The organism is Mucilaginibacter ginsenosidivorax (assembly GCF_007971525.1).
GTDB lineage: Bacteria > Bacteroidota > Bacteroidia > Sphingobacteriales > Sphingobacteriaceae > Mucilaginibacter > Mucilaginibacter ginsenosidivorax.
This window is the reverse complement of sequence record NZ_CP042437.1, coordinates 5,097,760-5,118,828: the sequence shown is the minus strand read 5'-3', so window position 1 is coordinate 5,118,828 and position 21,069 is coordinate 5,097,760. Positions and strand designations below refer to the sequence as shown.

Below are 21,069 nucleotides of genomic sequence, written 5' to 3'. Positions count from 1 at the left end.
ATCGTTACAGATCCACGCCTGGGGGTTAGGGGCTAATGCTCTGATATTTACCATGTAATTTTACAAGCCTTGTGATGTCGACATTGTAAATCGTTATCCAAGTAAAAAAGTCCAAATATAGTAGAGGGTACTTGCTTCCCAAAAGTGTCAGCAGGACAGCTTCGGGCGAAAACTGGCAAAACGATGCGAGGTTGTGTGGTGGCAGGGCATAGGGAGTTTTTGCGGCAGGGGCCTTGAGGGTGAGGGCAAAATAATCCCAGCCCAGGTTTTGGCAGTTTTGCAGGGCAAAGGCCAGTGCGGCAGAGAAGCATTTCTGCTGACTTGATTTTTTGGTTACTTTTTTATCAAGAAAAAAGTGACAAGCCCCTTCCCGCGGCGATTGAGCGGGCTAATGTTATTCGCTTATACTAAGTAAAGTTGGGTTGACTTGAGGAAAAAGCAGCATGTTTGGCAAGCCTCGTATTGAAAGACTTACGAAGTTTTGAAAACTTCGTAAGTCTGATTAGGGCATCAGCTACTCTACAAAACTCTTCGCTTTTACCAATACATTATCCAAACCGCTTACATCACTACCACCGGCGGTTGCAAAAAATGGCTGGCCACCGCCGCCGCCTTTTACTTCTTTGGCGAGTTCTTTGACGATGTTGCCGGCGTGCAGGCCTTTTTCTTTTACCAGGTTTTCGGCTATCATAACTGTAAGGCTGGGTTTGCCGTCAAAATCGGCGGCGAGTACCAGGAACAGGTTGGGCACGATATCTTTTAACTGGTAGGCCAGGTTTTTAATGGCCTCAGCATTGGGCAGGGCTACTTTTTGGGCAATAAAGTTGATGCCATTAATAGCCTCGGCTTTTTGCGCCAGTTCGTTTTTTAAGCCCGACGATTTTTCGAGGATGGCTTTTTCAATTTCTTTTTTTAGCTTGCTGTTTTCGTCCAACAGGCTTTCAATGCTTTTTGGCAGGTCTTTAGGGTTTTTAAGCAAATCTTTAAGCTGATCAACCATGCGGCTTTGGTTGGTGATAAACACCTCTGCGGCAACACCGGTTATGGCCTCAATGCGGCGCACGCCTGCGGCTACAGCGCTTTCCGCAATGATCTTAAAGAAGCCTATTTGTCCGGTAGCCTGTACGTGGGTACCACCGCAAAGTTCCTTGCTAAACTCGTCTTCGAAAGTGATGACGCGTACATACTCGCCATATTTTTCGCCAAACAGGGCGGTTACGCCGCTGGTGATGGCTTCGGCGTACAGTACGCTGCGTTCTTCTTTCAGCGGGATATTCTGGCGTACCTTTTGGTTTACGATAGCTTCAATCTGCGCCAGTTCCTCGTCGGTAACTTTGGCGAAGTGCGAAAAATCGAACCTCAAATATTGGTCGTTTACTAACGAACCTTTTTGGTTTACGTGGCTGCCCAATACCTGTTTCATGGCGGCATGCAGCAGGTGCGTAGCCGAATGATTGGCATTGGTTTGTCCGCGCAAAGCAGGATCGACAATGGCGGTTAAAGCATCGTCAATATCTTCGGGCAGGTTATCTACATAATGAACAGTAAGGCCGTTTTCTTTTTTGGTATCGGTAACCAAAACAATGGTGCCATCCGGGAAAACCAACTCACCTTTATCCCCTACCTGGCCACCGCTTTCAGCATAGAAAGGGGTTTTGTCCAATACAATCTGGTATTGCTCTTTCCCTTTTGCCGTTACCTTGCGGTATTTTACCACATGGGCAATGGTTTCGGTTTCATCGTAGCCGGTGAAGATGGAGGTTTCATCGTCTTTTAGGGTGATCCAATCGCCGGTGTCAATTGCACCAGCGGAGCGGGAACGAGTTTTTTGTTCTTGCAGAGCAAGCTCATATCCTTCTATATCAATAGAAAAGCCTAACTCACGCGCCATCAATTCGGTTAAATCAATTGGAAAACCATATGTATCAGACAATTCAAATGCAAAAGCCCCATTTATTTTATTCGGTTCAAAGCTCTCATAAAACCCAGTTGCCTTTTGTCCCGCCTCTAAATGAGTAAGCAATTTTATACGTTCATTAAATCTCGCAATCCCGTTACCAAGGGTTCTTAAAAAAGCTGTCTCTTCCTCCAAAATCACCTTCTGCACAAAATCTTTCTGACTGTAAAGATTATCAAACACACCTTTAAACTGTTCGGCCAACAAAGGCACCAACTGGTTAAAAAATGGTTCTTTAAAACCTAATGTTTGATAACTGTAACGCACAGCACGGCGCAAGATCCTGCGGATCACATAACCGGCTTTATTGCTTGCAGGCAACTGCCCATCGGCAATGGCAAAGCTGATGGCGCGGATATGATCGGCCAATACGCGCATGGCAACGGCTTCGTTCCAGTCGGCATCACCGGGTTTGGCCGCGCTGTTGTAGGCTTTACCGCTTTTCTCCGCAATAAACTGGATCATCGGCTGAAAAACATCGGTATCATAGTTGGATGTTTTGCCTTGCAACACGCGCACCAAACGCTCAAAGCCCATACCGGTATCTACGTGTTTGGCAGGCAATGGCTGCAATGCGCCACCTTTTAAGCGGTTAAACTGCATGAACACATTGTTCCAGATCTCTATCACCTGGTCATGATCTGCATTAACCAGCTTAGCACCGCTTACTTCGGCACGCTCATTATCGGGGCGGCTATCGTAATGAATTTCGGAACATGGACCACACGGACCAGTTTCGCCCATTTCCCAAAAGTTATCTTTTTTGTTGCCGGGCAGTATATGGGCTTCATCAACAAACTGCTTCCATAGGTCGTAAGTTTCGGTATCTTTTTCAAGGCCTTCCTTTTCGTCGCCTTCAAAATAGGTAACATACAGGCGGTCTTTAGGTAGTTTATAAACTTCGGTAAGTAACTCCCAGCTCCAGGCTATGGCTTCTTTTTTAAAATAGTCGCCAAAGCTCCAGTTGCCCAGCATCTCAAACATGGTGTGGTGGTAAGTATCAATACCTACTTCTTCCAGGTCGTTATGCTTGCCGCTTACGCGCAGGCAGCGTTGGGTATCGGCTACACGGGTTGCTTTGGCCGCTGCTTCACCCAAAAATATATCTTTAAACTGGTTCATCCCCGCGTTGGTGAACATCAGGGTTGGATCGTTTTTAATTACAATTGGCGCCGAAGGAACGATAACGTGTCCCTTTGAAACAAAAAAATCAAGAAAAGCCTGGCGTATTTCGGTAGCTGTCATAGTGTGCAAATGTAGTTATTAGTCGGAAAGTCGGAAAGTTTGCAAGTCTGAAAATGAGAAAAAATGAGAAGTGTCACAATTTTAAAACGCCTCGTGTTGCTGAGAAGAGTACCTTTTCAAACAAATGATTTATATGATTTGTTCAAAATGAGGGGGCTTTTACCGGGGCATGCTATAAATGTTATGGGGCCGCCAGAGTTTGCCAATGTTGTAACTAAACACGACGTGTTGGGTTACACAAACATTCAGTTGAACGCTGGCTAAGACTCACCCGGCGAGGCTACGCCCGCCACCCTCTCTTCGGCTTCGCCGGAAAGAGGGGCTCGAAAATTTATTATTTATTCCCTTTCTAATATATTGATATTTAGCGCCAAAGACCCTTTTTCCACGACAGGTGAAGAGAAAATGGTCGGACGTTATTCAACGGGGCGACCGGGAGAGTCTTAGCTCACGTTCAACTAAATGTCTATGTAAATTCCAATACGGCATGGGTGGGCATAAAGCAGCGAGGTTGTGTTTTTTTATTTTTAGACAGCCTCTGATCTATGGATTTCATAGATACGCGCGATCTTTTTTGATATTTGGTAATTTTGGAGAATGGCCAAATAAAGATTAAATTTGATTATGGAGACGCTAACAATTGACATTCAAAATGAACAGGAAAAAAAAGTACTCCTGGCTTTTTTAGATAGCTTAAACTATCAATATCATACCGACGATGATTACCAGTTAACTGATGAGCAGGAAAAAGAGATGGTTAAACGAAAAGAAGATTTTTTAGCTGGTAAAACCACCTCCCGTCCGTGGAGCGAAATCAGGAAAAAGTACGAAGGTGTTTGAAATTGAGTTGCTTTTACAGGCCGAAGACGAACTTTCTGAAACTTACGATTGGTATGAAGAACAACTCCCTGCTTTAGGAAAGAAGTTTTTCAAAGAAATTGATTATTATTTATCCCGGATAGCTAAAGACCCATTCCATTTCCCTATTAAATATAAATCGGAACTGCGAGCTGCTTCCTTAAACAAGTTTCCATCTCTGATAATTTATTGGGTTGACGAAATCGACCATAAAATTTTCATAACTTCTATTTTCCATACAAGCAGGAGGCCTAAATATTTTTGATCATCTGGGTTTTAACTTTTGTGAAAGAAAATCCCAAACTAACGAAGTTTTAAAACTTCGTTAGTCTTTCGCAAACGTACCATTCCCCTTCAGAGTTTTCTCAAATTTTCCTATAATAATACCGTTACATAGCACTGATTATCAGCGCTCTTTTATTGATACAATCTACCGTCATTGCGAGGTACGAAGCAATCCCCTACATGCTAAGTCCCACATAGTTCGGGATTGCTTCGTACCTCGCAATGACGAATATTTAGCATTGACAGTCAACAACTTACAAACACGTCATTATAAGACACGAAGCGATCGCTCGTGACGATTCTTTTTTAAAGTTGGTTCAAGATATTTTATGACTTCATCTAACTAAAACGCTACTTCTTCTCCAGCAAAATCTTCTTAGCGTTATAAGCCGCGGCTGCATCAATCATTTCAACCAGTGCGGGCCAGTCGGCGGCTTTTTCGAAGTTGTGGGCGTAGGCACGGGTTACTACAATATTTAATGTGTTGCCGCTTATATTTGCGGTTGATGAGAATGAGCCTGTTTTGTTCTCTTTTTTAACGTTCAGTTCTTCTACTCCTTTGGCTGAATAGCCCTGCGGGATTGCCAGCGATATGGTATATTTAAAACTGCGGGCGCAGGGCATGTAAACGTCGATAGTGCGCTTGCGTTCGGTATCGTCCAGTTTGTAAAAACCGCCGGTGAGTTTGCCAACATCAACCAGGTAGTTGTTACCTGCCTTTTTCACCAGGTTGTTGAGCACAAATGACGCACTGTATTTAAACGCAGGGTTGGTGTTTTCAATCGCCGGGTCGATTATTTTGCAATCCTTTACTTCGGTTGGCTCCTGATCGTATTTACCCTTAATTTCGGTGGTAAAGGCTTTTAACTGGTCTTTGCGTTGTTGCTCAAAGGCACTCGAGTATTCATCGGCTTTGTGTTTGCCTTTTATCCTTTTTGATAGTTCTTCGCCTTTTATCAGGGCTTGTAAACCTTTGTCAATATCGCCGGCCGGCAACAGGGATTTTTGATCTTCAAGACGCATTGAACCGGTTTCGCTTACCTGCCGGGCAATTTTTAGTTTTTGCATATCCGCTGGCAGCAGGTTTACCTGTAGCTGTTCGTCAATAAAATTTTTATCGCTGGTTGAAACTGACAACGAGTCGTCCTTTTCGGTAAAAGTGTAGTACTTGTTGGTGATTCGGTCGGGGTACAGGGCAATTACTTTTTCGCCTTCAAAACGCTCCGGCACCTCGCCAAAATGGGTAACCGCATTATCAAAACTCATAAAATAGGTTTTGTCTCTTTTTATGCGGATGATGGCATCAAAATCGTTAAAAGTAAACATATTATCGAGGGTATTGCTCATGCGCGACGCTACCATTAATACAGCATGACTAATACCCAATTGGGTAAGCATCATACTCATACTTATGGCAGCCGGCACACTGCGGGCGGTACGGTAATTCATCCCATCGATATTGTCAAGCTCATCGCCCTCGTAATTACAAAACACCTGGAATTTCCATATGTCATACAACACCTTCAGCACACTATCCGCAGCATTATTTTTAAATGGCTTACCGGTGTTAAAATAATCTTTGGTGCGTTTTTCGGCCTCATTAAAGCCGGAGTACTCCTCGAACGAATATTTGAACGCCTTTTTAATGGCCAACGCCCGTGTATCATATGATGCATCGGCACCATTATTAAACGTACTGCCAATTTCGATATAAGGATACTGGCGCAGGGCTGACACCCAGATGTTTGTTTTATACTTAGGCATATTGTGCAGCTTAAGGCTCAGCACGAGGTCGCCATCTGCATTGCGGCCGCCATCAAAATGCGGGGCGCCATTGGCATAAATATATTTTACATCGGTTTTTTTATTGTACTGAAAATCGAGGCTGTAATACAACACAGGGTACTCATCGGCCAGTATAAAAACATCATCGTTGTTTTTATAGGATGCGTTTTTGCTATTTTCGTCAACATCAACGGTGCTCACGTAATAATCTAAAATATCGCCCACCTGCAAACCGGGGATGGCCAGTTTGCCCTTTTGGTCTTTGGTTTCGTTTTTGGTTAATACCTCTTCGCCGGTATTAACAATTACCTCGCTGCCGTTTGGCTTAACAATTTTGGCACCGATAAAAGTGTTATTGGTACTCACAAATTTGGTAAGGAAGAAGGACACCGTTTTATCCAGCTTTTTTTGATACTCCAGGGTTGAGTAATCTTCCAGCGATACTTTGTCGTTAATTTTTACACGCTCGTGAAAGGTTTTTAGTTTAACGGTACGCAGGCTTGCGGCGGCGGTAATAATCAAAAATTTTATTTTGGTGTTTGATGTACGGTTAAGGCTAAACGAGCGAGCCAGCACAACAGCACTCTCTTTGCTCAGGCTATCGGGAACTTTGGTAACTTTAAACTCGGGCGCAGTTGTGCCCCAGATTTCCTTTTGTAACTGGGCGGCCTTTTCGGCATAAGGCACATTGTCCTGCGCGAAGGTTAAAGTAGTGGTGAATAAAAAAAATAGTGACAGGTAAAGTGGTTTCATTTAATATATCAGTTTGTAGGTTTTAGGATCAGGGTTTCGTTGTAAGCTTTGCTCAACTGCTCCACATCATGGTTCCATTGCTCAAACCGTTTTTTGGGCAGGCTGGTATTTTTAATAAGCAGTTTTTTTTTGTACACCAGTTTGTTGGGCAATTGGGTGTAGCTTATATGAAACTCGTAATCGGGGTTCACAATGTTTAAATCTGCAGGTACAGTTGCGGCTTTATAGTTAGCCGGAATATCCAGCTCGGTTTGGCTGTTGATGTTCATTTTATAGGCAAACCAATAATCAAGCTTGCGCACGGCGGGTTTAAAAGTAAAGTCGGCCAGTTCTTTCTGGCTGTCGATATTGATGTAATAATCCTTGCTAAACACGTTTACCGCATTCTTATGCTCCAGGTCAAACGCGGCTGTCAAATCCTTATCGGGGTTGGCGGTGCTGCTTAGTTTCAGGTTGTTAATGGTGTAATCGTTATTATCATCGGCCAGGTATTTCACCATAGCCTTATCCGTATTTTCGTGTTTAATACTGTTTAAGCCGCTTAAAATACTTTCCTTATCCTCGCCCTTCCACGTATAATTTACTTTACCTACCAGGCTGGTGCCACTTACACTTAGCTTGCTTAACTGGTTGGTTGAGTTTTGTAAAGGCGGGGCGTAAGGTATTTTATTCAGGATGTATTTATCGCCGTCTTCCATTAAAACCTGGCGGCCTTGTATGCGCTCGGCATATTCGTTAAGGCTAAGGTAGCTTTCGGTTGCATCAAGGTAATATATTTTCCCTTTGTAGTTTAAGGCGCATATCATGTGGTTATCAACCGCCATTGACGGGGTTTGGTAATCATAGGCAATGTGCTTGGTACCCAGCCAGCATAGCCGGGCATCATAACCCTGCGATACCAGCAGCGCCTTGGTTAAATTGGCCATCCCCTTACAATCGCCATATTTTTTGCGCAGCACTTCGTCGGCCTTTTCGGGCCTAAAGCCTGCCATACCATCTTCAAAGGCAATATACCTGATGTTATCCTGTACATAATAAAATATGGCTTTTATCTTGTCCATATCAGCGGTAAGGCCGGCGGTTAACTCTTTTGCCTTCGCGCTGATTACGGCTTGATCGCCCGCCACATTTTTCACCAGTTCGCGGTACCAGGCGTACTGATCGGCAAGAGAACCGAAATAGGTGATCTGCTTGCCGCCCGGCGCCGCAGATTTACACAACACCAACAGGTGCGGATAAATATAGGTTGGGCCGGGGCTATTGGCCTCGCGTTTCATGGCCGGTATATTCGCAAACGAATAGGTGATAACATCGGCATCTTCGCCAGATACATATTCGGTAGTTTTTTTAATGCCGAAGGAATTAAAGTTCATTTCCTTGATATCCACCTTCATCCAGCGGGGAATTTTAAGGCTTACCTCGCCTTGTTGCACTATTGCCGCATCCGAAAAATAAATAGAGGTAAAATATCGCGGGTCATTCAGGGTTTCTTCAAAAGTGACCGTGCCGATGCTTCCTTTTTTGGGCATATCCATGGGGAAGTAGCAAATTTTTGCATCCGAATAAAAGACATCGTCCTGGCTGTAATAGGTGTAGGTTGGCTTAAACGACCGTAAGTTATGGCCATCAACCTTGCAGGTTACGGCATCAATGCTGGTGTTATCGTTATAAAATTCAGATACCGGGTAGCTTACGCCGTAGCTATTGCTCACGTAGGTATTACTCAGTTTCTCTTTTATTTCGACCCTGCTGGTCTGGCCGTTCCATTTAAACTGGTATTCATTTTTTAAGGCGGTTATGGTTACCAGCGAATCGCCTTCTAAAGCAAACGCCCCCAGGGTAAACAACGTACAGCAAGCGCACGCAATCAATCGTTTAAAAATCATATTATAATCAGAGGATGAAATATAATACTATTATTTGGATTTGGGAATTTGGATGCGTGTAAAAGTAATGGGGGGAATAATTTAATAAAAGGTTAGCTACTTTCTGCCCGGTTTGCGTATATCTTTTGCCTTATCAAAAGTTGCCAGGCAACTATCCAGCGGTTGGCCTTTCTTATAAATGCAGTCGCAAAAAACCTGGCAAGCCTGGGGATTTTTGCTGGAGGCGCATTGATTCCTGCACTCATCTTCGGCATTGCCCGGTACAATATCATATAAATAAAAAGTACCGATGATGATAAAGGCCACCAATACAAAGGAACCTCCAAAAAACATCACCCGAAGGCGCATTCCCAGGGGCTTCTTTACCACATGAGGATCTGTTTTGGGCTGCTGCTTAACTGGCAAAATGTGTTTTAAGCGGTCATAATCCCAAATCAATAAAAACAGGCTTGCCAATAGCATCATCGTGGTGCCCCGCGTACCATCAAAACGGGTGGCATAAGTAAGCACACAAATATTAACGATGATAGGAAAATACATCAATGCACCAAGCAGGGAAGTTCTGGGGATAAGTAACAAGATAGCTGTTATAACCTGGACAATCCCGATAAAAGTATAGTAGTATCCGGTAAGTTGCAAGGCATCGAAATAATGCCCTAAAGGATTATTGTGGGGCAGACCGGCGGCAAATCGTTCGCCCATGATCTTTACGATGCCCGCTATCAAAAATCCGGCTGCCAAAGCAATGCGGCAAAAAACAGCAAAGCGTTTAAACCATTTGTCGGTCTTCGCCTCGTAGTATAGTTCTTCAAGTCTGTTCATATCAGTTATATTATCTGATTTTCGTTGAACTCTTATTACAAATAAAAGTACTTTGAAATATAAAGTTAAATAAGTCAAGCTGTATTTCAAAATATTTTGAGAAATAAAACTGAGACACGTTTTAGAGTGGTTTTTAAAAACGCAGGTTAAGCGCAAGACTTACTGGAGGGTATAGTGTCTGTGTAAGTTCGCAGCCAAAAAGAAAAATTCAATTTTAGACTTACGACTTAGTACTGCTGACTTAACAAGATGTTTTGTTGAAGCGTATCACATGCATCTACATTTTGCTGACAAAAATCCGAAATCGAAATTGCCAATTCCGATTTCAAAAAGATACCTTTGCATATATGGCTTACAAAGAACGTGAAATAAGCAAAATGTATTACACCATGGGCGAGGTATCGGCCATGTTTGATGTAAACCAATCGCTTATCCGTTTTTATGAAAAGGAATTTGATGTATTGCAGCCTAAAAAGAACAAAAAAGGCAACCGCTATTTTACTCCCGAGGACATCGAGAATTTTAAGATAATCTTCCACCTCATTCGCGACAAAGGCTATACACTGAACGGCGCCAAAGAACACCTGAAAAGCAACCTCGGCGACCACAAAGAAAACCAGCGGGTAATCGATTCGCTCGAAAATATCAAAAAATTCCTGCTGGAAGTAAGGGATCAGTTGTAGTCGTATTATGTCGGTTGATATAATAATTGTCATTTCGAACGAACCGGGGTGGATTTGGGCGTTGGAGTGAGGAGAAACCTTATACGCCCTGTATTCCGATAAACTGGTGAAATGTAGGGCGTCTAAGATCTCTCTGTCGCACCTCGCTCTTCCCGCCCAGGCTCCATCGAGATGACATTTTCTTTTTATCAAGATTTGTATACTTTTTGCAGTATCGTTTTAGGGGATTAAAAATTCCCCGGACACCTATATAAATATCCCCCTAAAACATATCTTTATTGCTTTCACCATATCATAAATGATCGCGAACCATAAAGGCGAGATCCCTTTTGTTGTATTGCTCCTGCCCTTTTTACTGGGGATAGCCTCAGGTATCGGCTTTATTACGGCCGCATACCTGCCTTTACTTTGGAGCATTTTCGGCGGTCTGGGTATTGCCTTTATCCTGCTGAATTTAAGCTACCAGCGGCTGGCCATTTATAAAACCAGGTGGCTTGGCGGGTTACTAATCACAATCATCCTGTTTTCGGCAGGCTGTATCTGCGCCGTGAATAATAACGAACTGAACGATGCAAGGCATTTTTCCAGGTCACCGGCGCAATATCTTTCCATAAAAATCAATACCGAACCGCAGCTCAAAAACGGGTTGATAAGGTTTACGGCAACGGTTGGGCAAAGCGTCAACAATAAACAATCAATGCCTGTTACCGGCACAATCTTGGTGACCATTAAAGACAGTGCAACCATATCCCTGCAATATGGCGATGAGTTGGTTATCCCGGCGAAGTACACTCCTATCGATCCCCCCTTTACCCCCGGCGAATTCAACTATAAACAATACCTGGCGCATCAAAATATTTACTACCAGGCCTTTTTATACCCGGGTATGTATCGGGTTATAAAACATGGCACAGGCAACCCGCTCATCGCCTTTTCGCTGCGGCTACGACAGCAAATGATTAATCGCTTTAAACAGCAAATGCACGATCCCGGCGCCATAGCAGTAGCATCAACCTTGATACTGGGTTACAAAGCCGATTTGAGCAGCGATATTTTGCAGGCCTATTCCAAAACGGGCACCATTCATGTATTATCCGTTTCGGGCGCGCATGTGGCCATCATTTATATTTTGCTGCAATTTACCCTTGGTTTTTTGAATGGCTACCGGCATGGCCGGGTAATAAAAGCGGTTATCATTATCGCACTCATCTGGTATTATTCGCTACTCAGCGGCTTCTCGCCTGCCGTGTGCCGGGCGGCGGCGATGATCAGCATGGTTATCATCGGCAAAACCTATGCCCGGTATATCAATTTGCTTAATATCCTGGCCGTATCGGCATTCGCGCTGTTATTGTATAATCCGCTTTTAATTACCGATGTTGGTTTCCAGCTATCGTACCTGGCTGTGGCCGGACTGGTGGTTTTACAGCCGGTTGTTTACAAATGGCTGACGTTTAAAAATAAATGGGCAGATAAAGTTTGGATGGCCTGTTCGGTATCTATAGCCGCGCAGGTTATTACGTTTCCGCTAAGCGCATTGTATTTTCACCAGTTCCCGGTTTATTTTTCACTGAGCAACCTGCTCATTATTATACCTACATCGGTTATTATGTACAGCGGGGTTGCTTACCTGGCGCTTTCATCGGTGCCCCTGCTATCAACTTTACTGGCGCGGTTATTGGAATATGCCATATTGTTCATGAACAAAGCGCTGGCAATTATTGAATATGCGCCTTTCGCCAGCATTGGTAAAATATGGCTTACAGTGCCAGAGTATTTATTGCTTTACATAATTATTATAAGTGGGTTTTATTATTTGTACAACAAAAAAACATGGCTTTTAAAACTTAGCCTGACCAGCCTGTTGCTTTTTGCCACAAGCATCAGCCTGAAAAGATACCTGGCCGAAAATGCTCATTCTATCGCGTTTTTAAACCTGCGCAAAAACACAGGCATTGTATTTAAAAATGGCAACAGTGCGGTTGTACTTACCAACCTTGCAGATACCAATAAAAATTACAAATATTCGGTGCAGCCGTATTTAGATAGTTCGCAGGTGGCGCATACTACCATTATAGGTTTAAACCAAAACATCAGTTTAACATGGTTTAAAAAACAGGGAGCATTAATGCAGTTTTATAATAAAAGGATAATTATATTTGATAAGCAATTACAAAACCAACGGCAACCGGGTAAACTGATAGCCAGTTATTTATATATTACCGGCAATCCGCACGTCAGTTTACAAGCGGTAAATAGTAACTTTGACTACCAAACATTGATTATTGATGGCAGCAACAGCAACCAAACTGTCGAAAGGTTTTCTGCCGGTGCAAAGGCACTGAATGTAAACTTTAAAATTTTAAAACGTAACAATTCGCTTATTATAGTATCTAATTAACAACATTAAACTAACTACCAATAAATTTGTCTTTATGTTGAAAACAGGTAAATTGGTATAATCAAATTAAAACAATGAGGATAAAATTTTTAAGTGTTGCCTTAGGCCTTGCCCTTACCGCAACTGTAATGAGTGCAAGCGCACAAAAAAAATACACCGAAGGTGTAGTAAACTTTACTACAGCCATGATGGGGCAGCAAATAAATGCTAAAAGTTATTTCCGGGCAGATTCAAACGCCTTCGCTTTTTCAAACGGCCCCGCCAACATCAAAATTTTGACTGATGCCGGTGCTAAGTCTATGGTAATTTTGGTTGATGTTCCTGTTGCCAATATCAAAAAGGCAGCCGTTGCAACACCAGATGATATTGACCAGGCAATGGCTGGTTTACCTCAGTTTACTTTTGCACCAGGTACCGAAACTAAGGTTATCAATGGCTTTAACTGCAAAAAAGTTGTTGCTACTGATAAAAAAACAAGCAAAACTTACGATATCTGGATCACCAATGATATTGAAATACCATTGGCTGGTGTAGCTAAATACTACCAGGGCATTGGCGGTTTCCCGGTTCAATATACATCATTCAGCCAGGGCCAATCAACCGAGGTAACTGTTACCGGTGTAACCGAGCAAAAAGTTCCTGCAGGTACATTTGGCATCCCTGCCGATTTTGAAAAGATAACCCTTGACGATTTGAAAGCCATGCGCGGCGGCAGGTAAGCCATTGCTTTAACAATTAACTAAAGGTTTCTTAACATTGCAGTAAAGTACTACTTTTGTACCCCTGTATGTTAAGAAACCTTTTCAGTTTAGTGCGCTTCTTTTTATTCTGGTTATTGTTCTTCGCAATAACCCGGCTGGCGTTCGAACTATATTTTCTGCCTAAACTTAAAGATGCCGACCTAAGCGACATCATACAAACCTATTTTTATGGCCTTCGGCTTGATGCGTCGGCAGCAGCCTACATCAGCGCCATACCCCTGTTGGTTTTCCTGGTTAACTGGTGCATACCAAATACACACATCAAACCTATCTGGCTAAAAATATATGTTTGGGTTTGCCTGTTTTTTATCTCGTTAAATACGGGGCTTAATTTCAACATTTTTCGCGAATGGGGCACCAAGGTGGTGTTCAGGGTGTTTAAATCGTTGTACGATGCGCCATCCGAAGCATTTGCCTCAACAGGTTCATCGCCGGTGGGCAGGAGTGTTTTTATATGTATTATATTATTGGCATCGGGGGTTTTCCTGTCATTAAAAATCATCGATTTTAAGTTTAAAAAGCCCGCCGTTGAACCACGGTTGAAAGCGGTGCTGATCGCCTTACTCCTTTTCGTCAATTTTTTGCTGATGAGGGGCGGTTTGCAACCGGTACCTGTCGATCAAAATTCGGCTTATTTTTCTGACCATGAATTTTTGAACCAGGCAGCGCTTAATACCGAATGGAACCTGTTTAACAATGTGGTTGAAAACCTTGGTCGCCCTTATAACCCCTTCGTGTTTATGCAGCCAGGCAGTGCTACCCGGATTGTGCAGGAGGCCTACAGCTATAATACCGACAGCACACGAAACGTACTTACCACCAACAGGCCCAACATTGTCATTATCCAGATAGAAAGCTATACTGCCGATGTGATTGAGTCATTAGGCGGCGATAAAGGCGTGGCCCCCAATTTTGAAAAATTTATTAAAAACGGCATCCTGTTCAACAATATTTATTCATCTGCCGACAGGACCGATAAAGGCATTGTATCTATCATGAGCGGCTTCCCTTCGCAGGCCATTCGTACTATTGTTGCCGATACTTTAAAAAACAAAAAGCTGCCGGCCATAGCGTCATCGCTTAAAACCGCGGGGTACCCAACATCCTATTTTTATGGCGGCAAAAGCAATTACATGCATTTTGACCTGTTTATGAAAAACCACCAGGTTGATCATATTACCGACGAACTGGCCTTCGACAAAAGCCAGGTTAAAACCCAATGGGGGGTTTATGACGATGTGCTTTTTGCTAAACACCTGGATTTTGCCCAACAACAAAAGCAGCCTTTTTTTACTTACCTGCAAACATCTACTAATCATGAGCCTTTTGTGTTGCCCGTAAAAGGTCATTTTCCGGAAGACGACGATGCGGGTGATGCCAGCAACAAGTTCAGGAGTACAGCCTACTTTACCGACTCGTGCCTCAACGCATATTTTGAACAAGCCAAAAAGCAGGCCTGGTATAAAAATACGCTGTTTATTTTAGTAGCCGACCACGGCCACCGCCTGCCGCGCAATGTATCTGAAGCTTATAATCCTGTAAAATACCATATCCCGCTGCTGTTTTTGGGCGAAGTGATAAAACCCGAATACCGGGGCAAAAAGATTAACAAACTGGGCGGGCAAACAGATATTGCCGCTACCCTGCTTACCCAGCTTGGACTACCCCATCAGCAGTTCAAATGGTCGAAAGATTTGCTTAACCCCACCACCAAAGATTTCGCTTTTTTTGATTGGGACAACGGCTTTTGTTTTATGACACCCCGGCAGGTGGTATCATACGATAACTCGGGCCGCAGGGTAGTTTACACCCGCAATAAAAACGCGGATGCGAAGACTACCGATAACGTGCTTTTATACGGCAAGGCCTTTTTGCAGGAGGTGTATACGGAGTATATGGGTTTTTAATTGTCTGAATCAGAATTTACAAAATTTTAGAATAAGGAGAATGAAAAAAAATTCTAGAAATTTTCTAATTCTGTAAGTTCTGATTCTGACAGTTTTAACTGATCGCCGCTCCCAACTGTTCCACCCACATTTCAAACAACCTGGTTTCAAAAGCGACAGCTTTATTGGCGTATTTTTCCCAATCGGGCGAGAATTTGTGCAACTGGTTAAGCATTTCTTCCAGGTGGCCTTCTTCTTCCAGTATAATTGATTTTACGTTTACCTTGCTGCCCGCTTCGTCAAGGGCTGCCTGGTAAATGGGGTAAAGTTCATCGGCACGTACTTCAATGGCATAGGTTACCAGCAGGTAGGCGGCAAAGCGAAGTTCGGCACCTGTAAGGCTTAATTCGCTTTTAAGGTAGCGGCAAACATCAATATCCAGTTGGTTTAAATAGTATTTACTTGAGCCGGGGGCCAGCAGGTATTCGGCGGCATAGGTTGGCAGCTCCACTCCTGTTTTTTCCAGTTGTTTTTTGAGATAAAAGGCATGACGGTGCTCTTCGGCAGCATGCTTCAATATAATATAGGTCACCGTAAGCGGATCTTCACTGGCCGAAATTTTGCGGGCTCCGGTGTTTTCCATCAGCGACAGCGTATTCAGCCAGCGCGAGTGTAACTGATTATCGGCTATTATTTGCGGTAGAAGTTTGTTTAATAACATGTTATATTTCTTGTAATGCCTGCTCTATTTTGCTGTAAACATACTGTAGTTCATCATCAGTAATGCAATACGGCGGTAAAATGTAAATTACGTTACCCAGGGGGCGTAATATAACACCGGCAGCTAAAAAGTAATGGTATAATTTATCGCGAAGGGAGCTGAAATAAGAGGTGTTGTCCCCCGTTTCCCACTCCATGGCCAGTATGGTACCGGTTTGCCTCACGGTTTTTATTTTAGGGTGATGTTTAATTTTCCCCGCAAATGCCGCATGCGCGTTGACGATCCGCTGGATATTTGCCGCTGTTTGGGGCTGTTCAAACAAATCCAGGCTTGCCAGTGCCGACGCGCAGGCTATAGGGTTGGCCGTGAAAGAATGGCCGTGAAAAAGCGTTTTCAGGCGGTCATCAGATAAAAAAGCATCGTAGATGTGTTGGGTACAGGTTGTTAAACCTAATGCCATAGTACCGCCCGTCAGGCCTTTTGAAAAGCACATAATATCGGGCTGTACATTAAGATAATCGCACGCAAATGATTTTCCTGTGCGGCCAAACCCGGTGAAAATCTCGTCGTCAATCATCAGCACACCTTCCTGCTTGCAGTGGGCCATTAGTTCGTTCAAATAGTCGGCCCCGTACATCAGCATGCCCGCAGATCCCTGCACCAAGGGCTCGAAGATGAAACAAGCCAGGTCGGATTTGAGATTTGAGATTTGAGATCTGAGACTTTGGATGTTTTCTTTGTTGGGGGTATCAATAAACTCTACTTCGAACAATAAACTATCAAATGCCCTGGTAAATGCGCTGCGGCCGCTTACAGCCATGGCACCAAAGGTATCGCCGTGGTAGGCATTGTTAAAAGCCAATATTTTGGTACGCTGCTGCCCCTGGTTATTCCAGTATTGCAGGCACATTTTTATAGCTACCTCGATGGCTGTTGAGCCATTGTCGGAGTAAAATGCTTTTTGCTGGTTATCGGGCAAATGGATCAATAACCGCTCGGCTAATTCAACAGCACCTTCATGGGTAAACCCCGCGAAGATCACATGCTCCAGTTTTTGCAGTTGCTCTGCTACTTTTTGCGCGATATACGGATGCGCGTGCCCATGGATATTTACCCACCAGGATGATACCGCATCAATATATTGCTTACCCTCTTCATCAAACAATAAAGCGCCCGCTCCCCTTACTATGGGCACGGGGGGCGCCGCGGTTTTCATTTGAGTATAGGGGTGCCATATTACTTTTAGGTCGCGTTCGGTAAGGCTCATAACTCATCCTGTAAAAGTTCAACTACCCGTTTATCTGTAGGGAATGCAAAATCCGCAATACTCAACGCAGTTAAGTTTATCCACCTAAACGACTGTAGCACTTCACCTTCCCCGTCAAAATCAAATGCTACGGTTTTGGCAACTAAATTTACCGGGCTTACGCTACGTACCAGGTAATAAACGCTGATGACCTGCGAATTGTTAAAGGCCGATTTTACAAAAAAATCAGTTGTATAAAAATGTCCTACAATTTCAATTTCCAGGTTGCACTCCTCCATAAATTCGCGCTTCAGCCCATCAACCAGGCCTTCGCCCAATTCAAGGCCGCCGCCAGGAAATTTGGTAAATTGCATGCCGTATTCCTGCTCATCGCTTACCAGCAATTCGTCGTTATCATTAAGCAACAGGCCGTAAACTCTTACATTAAAATACGCTGCCATTATTCAAAGTGTTTTTTATTTCGCACTACAATATCCATCGTCCATTCAATTGTTTCTGTTTTAGCCTCGCTCCTGATGGGGCAATTGGGCATGCTGCAATAGTGGCAGCAATTGGGCAAACATGGGTCGGTATGGATAAATAATTCGGTTTTTATACCTACCTCCTGGTTAATCATTTTATCAACCAGCGATACCTCGTTATGCACCGTAGTCAAATCAAAATAACTGGGTAGCGTAAGGTGACAGTCGATATGCAACTCATGACCATATTTTTGGGCGCGCAGGTTATGCACATCTATCCAGGCATCGCGGCGCTTATCGCTTAATACCTTTATTACTTCGTTAACTACATCAATATCGGCTTCGTCCATAAGGCCGCCTACAGAACGCCTTACCAATTTGTAGGCGCTATAAATTAAATACAAGGCTACCAATATAGATAAAGCACTGTCGAGCCATACCAGGCCCACAAAGTGGATCAATAATAAACCCGCCACCAGGCCAATGCTGGTTACCATATCGGCAATCAGGTGATGCCCGTCTGCATCAAGCGTTATCGATCGTAACACTTTTCCCTTATGGATCATATAATACCCCAAAGCACCGTTAATAGCACCCGTGGCGCCAATAATAACCGCACCGGTAAGCAAATCATGAATATTTTCGGGATGAATTAAACTATAAATAGATTTTCCGATAATGATGAGCCCGGCAATGCCAATAAGTGATCCTTCAATAAATACCGAAAAGTACTCTACCTTGCCATGCCCATAAGGGTGATTTTCATCGCGTGGCTGTGCTGCAAGGTATATACTGAAGAAAGCGAAGGAACTGGCTATTACATTAACAATACTTTCGGCCGCATCACTTAATACAAAATTGGAACCTGTTAAGAAGTAAGCCCCGAATTTCGCCATCATCAACACTATACCCGTAATCAGCGAAATTAATATGATCCTTTTTTGTTCCTTCAAAACAATCTTTATTAGGCCGCAAATTTATAAATAACAAGCGTAAGTAGCAGTAAAGTTATTTTCTATATTTGCCGCGATAACATAATTTATATGAGCGCATTAAGTAACCGGATAAATAATCTGTCCGAATCAGCAACAATTAAAATGGCCAAATTAGGCCGTGAACTTGCCGCAAAAGGCGTGGATGTGATCAGTTTGAGCTTTGGCGAGCCTGATTTTCATACACCAGAACACATCAAAGAAGCTGCCAAGCAGGCCATGGATAAAAACTTTACCTACTACACTCCTGTAGCGGGCTATCCTGAACTGCGCAAGGCTGTTGTTGCCAAGCTAAAGAATGAGAACAACCTTGATTATGATTTTAGCCAGATTGTAGTTTCGACAGGAGCTAAACAAGCGATCGCCAACGCGGTGCTGTGTTTGGTTAACCCGGGCGAAGAAGTAATTATCCCTACCCCTTACTGGGTATCATACAGCGAGGTGGTTAAACTTGCCGAAGGTGTAAGCGTTTTTATAAACACTACCGTTGAGCAAAACTTTAAAATTACCCCTGAGCAATTAGAAGCTGCCATCACCCCTAAAACCAAATTGTTTATGTTTTCGTCGCCTTGTAACCCTACAGGCAGCGTTTACAGTAAAGATGAACTGGAAGGCTTGGCAAAGGTGTTTGAAAAACACCCGCATGTATACATTTTAAGCGATGAGATTTATGAGCACATCAACTATGTTGATAAACATGAATCAATAGCCCAGTTTGATTACATTAAAGATCGTGTGATTATTATTAATGGCTGGTCGAAAGCGTTTGCTATGACGGGTTGGAGAATTGGTTACACTGCATCAAATAAAGAGATAGCCATTGCCTGCGATAAAATGCAGGGACAAATAACCTCTGGTACCTGTTCAATCACACAGCGTGCCGGTGTTGCCGCTTACGAAGGTGGTTTAGAAACAGTACTGGAAATGCGCGCCGCATTTAAAAAACGCCGCGATATAGTTTATAAGTTATTGAGCGAAATTGATGGGTTAAAAGTTAACCTGCCCGATGGTGCTTTCTATTTCTTCCCCGAAGTAACTTCATTCTTTGGTAAAAGCTATAATGGCAAAACCATTAAAGATGCTGATGAACTAAGCATTTATCTTTTAGAAGAAGCCCACGTTGCCACCGTTGGCGGCGATTCATTCGGCGATCCTACCGCTATCCGGTTATCATATGCCGCAGCTGAAGATAAGCTGATTGAAGCGGTAAGAAGGATTAAAGAAGCGTTGGGAAAACTGGCGTAAATTCTGAATCAGAATTCACAGAATTAAAGAATTTTCAGAATCTGAAATAATATAATAATGCAAAAGGGATCGTCACGACGATCCCTTTTGCATTCTCCCTTTTTTACTGAACAGGGTAAACAGCTTATTAAAAGCGAATTGTGGATTCTGTTCATTCTCAAATTCTGAAAATTCTGATTCAGACAATGTTACAATCCAAACCCGTAAGCTAAACGTAAACCTACCAGACCGTAGTTATTACCCTGGCCAGAGAAGTTTTCATAACGAGCGCCTATATCCCATGATTTGGTTGCATAACCTAAACCTGGTGAAAGAATAAGTTTGGTATTTTTATCACCACCTGCAACTGTTGGGTGAACCTCAAAGCCTGCGCCAGCCTCGCCCGAAAGATAGAAACCATCAGATACGAATGCTTTAACACCGGCTTTAACAGGGATCATCCCCAGCGACCGGGCTTTAAATGTAGATGTGGCTGTACCCGTTGGTGTAGTTACCGACGAAGTGTAAGTTTTACCAAAGAAATTATAGTAACCCGAAGTCAGCGTTAAGGCTACGTTGTTATTTACTCCATATTGTAAACGTCCTGTACCACCTAATTCAAATTTTGAATAATCATGAATGTCGCCGGTTGGTATACCAGCTTCTAAACCAATACCAAAACGTAATTTATTGGCTGGAGTAGTTTGAGCATTAACATTTGATCCGATAAAAATAGCTGCTGCTGTAAAAGCACCGGCTATAATTTTTGTCATTGTTTTCATAGTTGTATTTTTTAGTAAATAGTCTGCGGTTAAAATTTTGGCCGCGTTGATAGCCCTTTTACAAATACTTTGCCATTGTAGCCATTTTTGGCGCTTGTGAGATTGGCATGACGAATGAAAACCGGGAGATTCATAACAAGTATGTTACAAAAAATAGATGCTTAAACATTGATTATCAATGCCCTATTTTATCTTTAAACAACAATTTTACACCAATTTTAACAATTAAATTAACATCAAATTAATGTACAGAAAAAAGGAACACTACTGTTCACGATAGTGTATTCAAATGAAGAAATT

15 protein-coding genes are annotated in these 21,069 nt (G+C 43.0%); 6 read left to right on the top strand and 9 right to left on the bottom strand.

The annotated features are described in order from the left end of the window. Positions 1-514: 514 nt before the first annotated feature. Positions 515-3,202, bottom strand: coding sequence for an alanine--tRNA ligase (alaS, locus tag FSB76_RS21550; protein WP_147056997.1), 2,688 nt, complete (start codon positions 3,200-3,202; stop codon positions 515-517). A gap of 624 nt (positions 3,203-3,826) precedes the next feature. Between alaS and FSB76_RS21545 the strand changes: the two genes are divergently transcribed. Further along, positions 3,827-4,042, top strand: a complete 216-nt coding sequence (locus FSB76_RS21545) for an addiction module protein (protein WP_147056996.1) — start codon at positions 3,827-3,829, stop codon at positions 4,040-4,042. Positions 4,043-4,696: 654 nt separating this feature from the next. On the opposite strand, the gene FSB76_RS21540 is transcribed toward FSB76_RS21545, so the two are convergent. The 3 genes from FSB76_RS21540 to FSB76_RS21530 form a co-directional block, all read right to left on the bottom strand. Next, a complete protein-coding gene (locus FSB76_RS21540) occupies positions 4,697-6,883 on the bottom strand; it encodes a DUF3857 domain-containing protein (RefSeq protein WP_147056994.1) in 2,187 nt (728 codons plus the stop codon). Between the two features lie 8 nt (positions 6,884-6,891). Continuing rightward, entirely contained in the window at positions 6,892-8,754 is a 1,863-nt protein-coding gene (locus FSB76_RS21535; protein WP_225976267.1) for a transglutaminase-like domain-containing protein, read from the bottom strand. 111 nt (positions 8,755-8,865) lie between these two features. Then, positions 8,866-9,591, bottom strand: coding sequence for a hypothetical protein (locus FSB76_RS21530; protein ID WP_225976266.1), 726 nt, complete (start codon positions 9,589-9,591; stop codon positions 8,866-8,868). A 347-nt stretch (positions 9,592-9,938) separates the two neighbouring features. Between FSB76_RS21530 and FSB76_RS21525 the strand changes: the two genes are divergently transcribed. From FSB76_RS21525 to FSB76_RS21510, 4 genes are all read left to right on the top strand, one after another. Next, positions 9,939-10,274, top strand: a complete 336-nt coding sequence (locus FSB76_RS21525; protein WP_090653238.1) for a MerR family transcriptional regulator — start codon at positions 9,939-9,941, stop codon at positions 10,272-10,274. 298 nt (positions 10,275-10,572) lie between these two features. Beyond that, positions 10,573-12,675, top strand: a complete 2,103-nt coding sequence (locus FSB76_RS21520) for a ComEC/Rec2 family competence protein (protein WP_147056990.1) — start codon at positions 10,573-10,575, stop codon at positions 12,673-12,675. A gap of 74 nt (positions 12,676-12,749) precedes the next feature. Further along, positions 12,750-13,394, top strand: coding sequence for a hypothetical protein (locus FSB76_RS21515; RefSeq protein ID WP_147056988.1), 645 nt, complete (start codon positions 12,750-12,752; stop codon positions 13,392-13,394). Positions 13,395-13,462: 68 nt separating this feature from the next. After that, positions 13,463-15,343 carry an LTA synthase family protein gene (locus tag FSB76_RS21510; RefSeq protein WP_147056986.1) on the top strand — a complete coding sequence of 627 codons (1,881 nt, stop codon included), beginning with the start codon at positions 13,463-13,465 and terminating at the stop codon, positions 15,341-15,343. Positions 15,344-15,437: 94 nt separating this feature from the next. Here FSB76_RS21510 and FSB76_RS21505 read toward each other — a convergent pair whose 3' ends face one another. From FSB76_RS21505 to FSB76_RS21490, 4 genes are read right to left on the bottom strand one after another with little or no spacing between them, the layout of a single operon-like run. Beyond that, a complete protein-coding gene (locus FSB76_RS21505; RefSeq protein ID WP_147056984.1) occupies positions 15,438-16,043 on the bottom strand; it encodes a hypothetical protein in 606 nt (201 codons plus the stop codon). A gap of 1 nt (position 16,044) precedes the next feature. Further along, a complete protein-coding gene (bioA, locus tag FSB76_RS21500) occupies positions 16,045-17,310 on the bottom strand; it encodes an adenosylmethionine--8-amino-7-oxononanoate transaminase (protein WP_147056982.1) in 1,266 nt (421 codons plus the stop codon). Then, positions 17,307-17,750 carry an NUDIX domain-containing protein gene (locus FSB76_RS21495; RefSeq protein ID WP_147056980.1) on the bottom strand — a complete coding sequence of 148 codons (444 nt, stop codon included), beginning with the start codon at positions 17,748-17,750 and terminating at the stop codon, positions 17,307-17,309. Before FSB76_RS21495 ends, bioA begins: the two co-directional genes overlap by 4 nt. After that, the gene (locus tag FSB76_RS21490; RefSeq protein WP_147056978.1) at positions 17,750-18,724 is read right to left on the bottom strand and encodes a cation diffusion facilitator family transporter; all 975 of its coding nucleotides are present in this window, start codon (positions 18,722-18,724) and stop codon (positions 17,750-17,752) included. The genes FSB76_RS21495 and FSB76_RS21490 overlap by 1 nt, the downstream gene beginning before the upstream one ends. 90 nt (positions 18,725-18,814) lie before the next feature. On the opposite strand from FSB76_RS21490, the gene FSB76_RS21485 reads away from it, so the two are divergent. Beyond that, positions 18,815-20,008: a pyridoxal phosphate-dependent aminotransferase gene (locus tag FSB76_RS21485; RefSeq protein ID WP_192910092.1), complete on the top strand. Its 1,194-nt coding sequence runs from the start codon at positions 18,815-18,817 to the stop codon at positions 20,006-20,008. Positions 20,009-20,196: 188 nt separating this feature from the next. Here FSB76_RS21485 and FSB76_RS21480 read toward each other — a convergent pair whose 3' ends face one another. Continuing rightward, on the bottom strand, positions 20,197-20,769 hold the full coding sequence (locus tag FSB76_RS21480; RefSeq protein ID WP_147056976.1) for a hypothetical protein: 573 nt from the start codon (positions 20,767-20,769) through the stop codon (positions 20,197-20,199). Positions 20,770-21,069: the final 300 nt, after the last annotated feature.

Bases quoted from the DNA above. Each gene is read 5' to 3' on its own strand.
- FSB76_RS21515 (WP_147056988.1), top strand. From the start codon at position 12,750: ATGAGGATAAAATTTTTAAGTGTTGCCTTAGGCCTTGCCCTTACCGCA.
- bioA (WP_147056982.1), bottom strand. From the start codon at position 17,310: ATGAGCCTTACCGAACGCGACCTAAAAGTAATATGGCACCCCTATACT.
- FSB76_RS21505 (WP_147056984.1), bottom strand. From the start codon at position 16,043: ATGTTATTAAACAAACTTCTACCGCAAATAATAGCCGATAATCAGTTA.
- FSB76_RS21525 (WP_090653238.1), top strand. From the start codon at position 9,939: ATGGCTTACAAAGAACGTGAAATAAGCAAAATGTATTACACCATGGGC.
- FSB76_RS21510 (WP_147056986.1), top strand. From the start codon at position 13,463: ATGTTAAGAAACCTTTTCAGTTTAGTGCGCTTCTTTTTATTCTGGTTA.
- FSB76_RS21520 (WP_147056990.1), top strand. From the start codon at position 10,573: ATGATCGCGAACCATAAAGGCGAGATCCCTTTTGTTGTATTGCTCCTG.
- alaS (WP_147056997.1), bottom strand. From the start codon at position 3,202: ATGACAGCTACCGAAATACGCCAGGCTTTTCTTGATTTTTTTGTTTCA.
- FSB76_RS21545 (WP_147056996.1), top strand. From the start codon at position 3,827: ATGGAGACGCTAACAATTGACATTCAAAATGAACAGGAAAAAAAAGTA.
- FSB76_RS21530 (WP_225976266.1), bottom strand. From the start codon at position 9,591: ATGAACAGACTTGAAGAACTATACTACGAGGCGAAGACCGACAAATGG.
- FSB76_RS21495 (WP_147056980.1), bottom strand. From the start codon at position 17,750: ATGGCAGCGTATTTTAATGTAAGAGTTTACGGCCTGTTGCTTAATGAT.
- FSB76_RS21485 (WP_192910092.1), top strand. From the start codon at position 18,815: ATGAGCGCATTAAGTAACCGGATAAATAATCTGTCCGAATCAGCAACA.
- FSB76_RS21540 (WP_147056994.1), bottom strand. From the start codon at position 6,883: ATGAAACCACTTTACCTGTCACTATTTTTTTTATTCACCACTACTTTA.
- FSB76_RS21480 (WP_147056976.1), bottom strand. From the start codon at position 20,769: ATGAAAACAATGACAAAAATTATAGCCGGTGCTTTTACAGCAGCAGCT.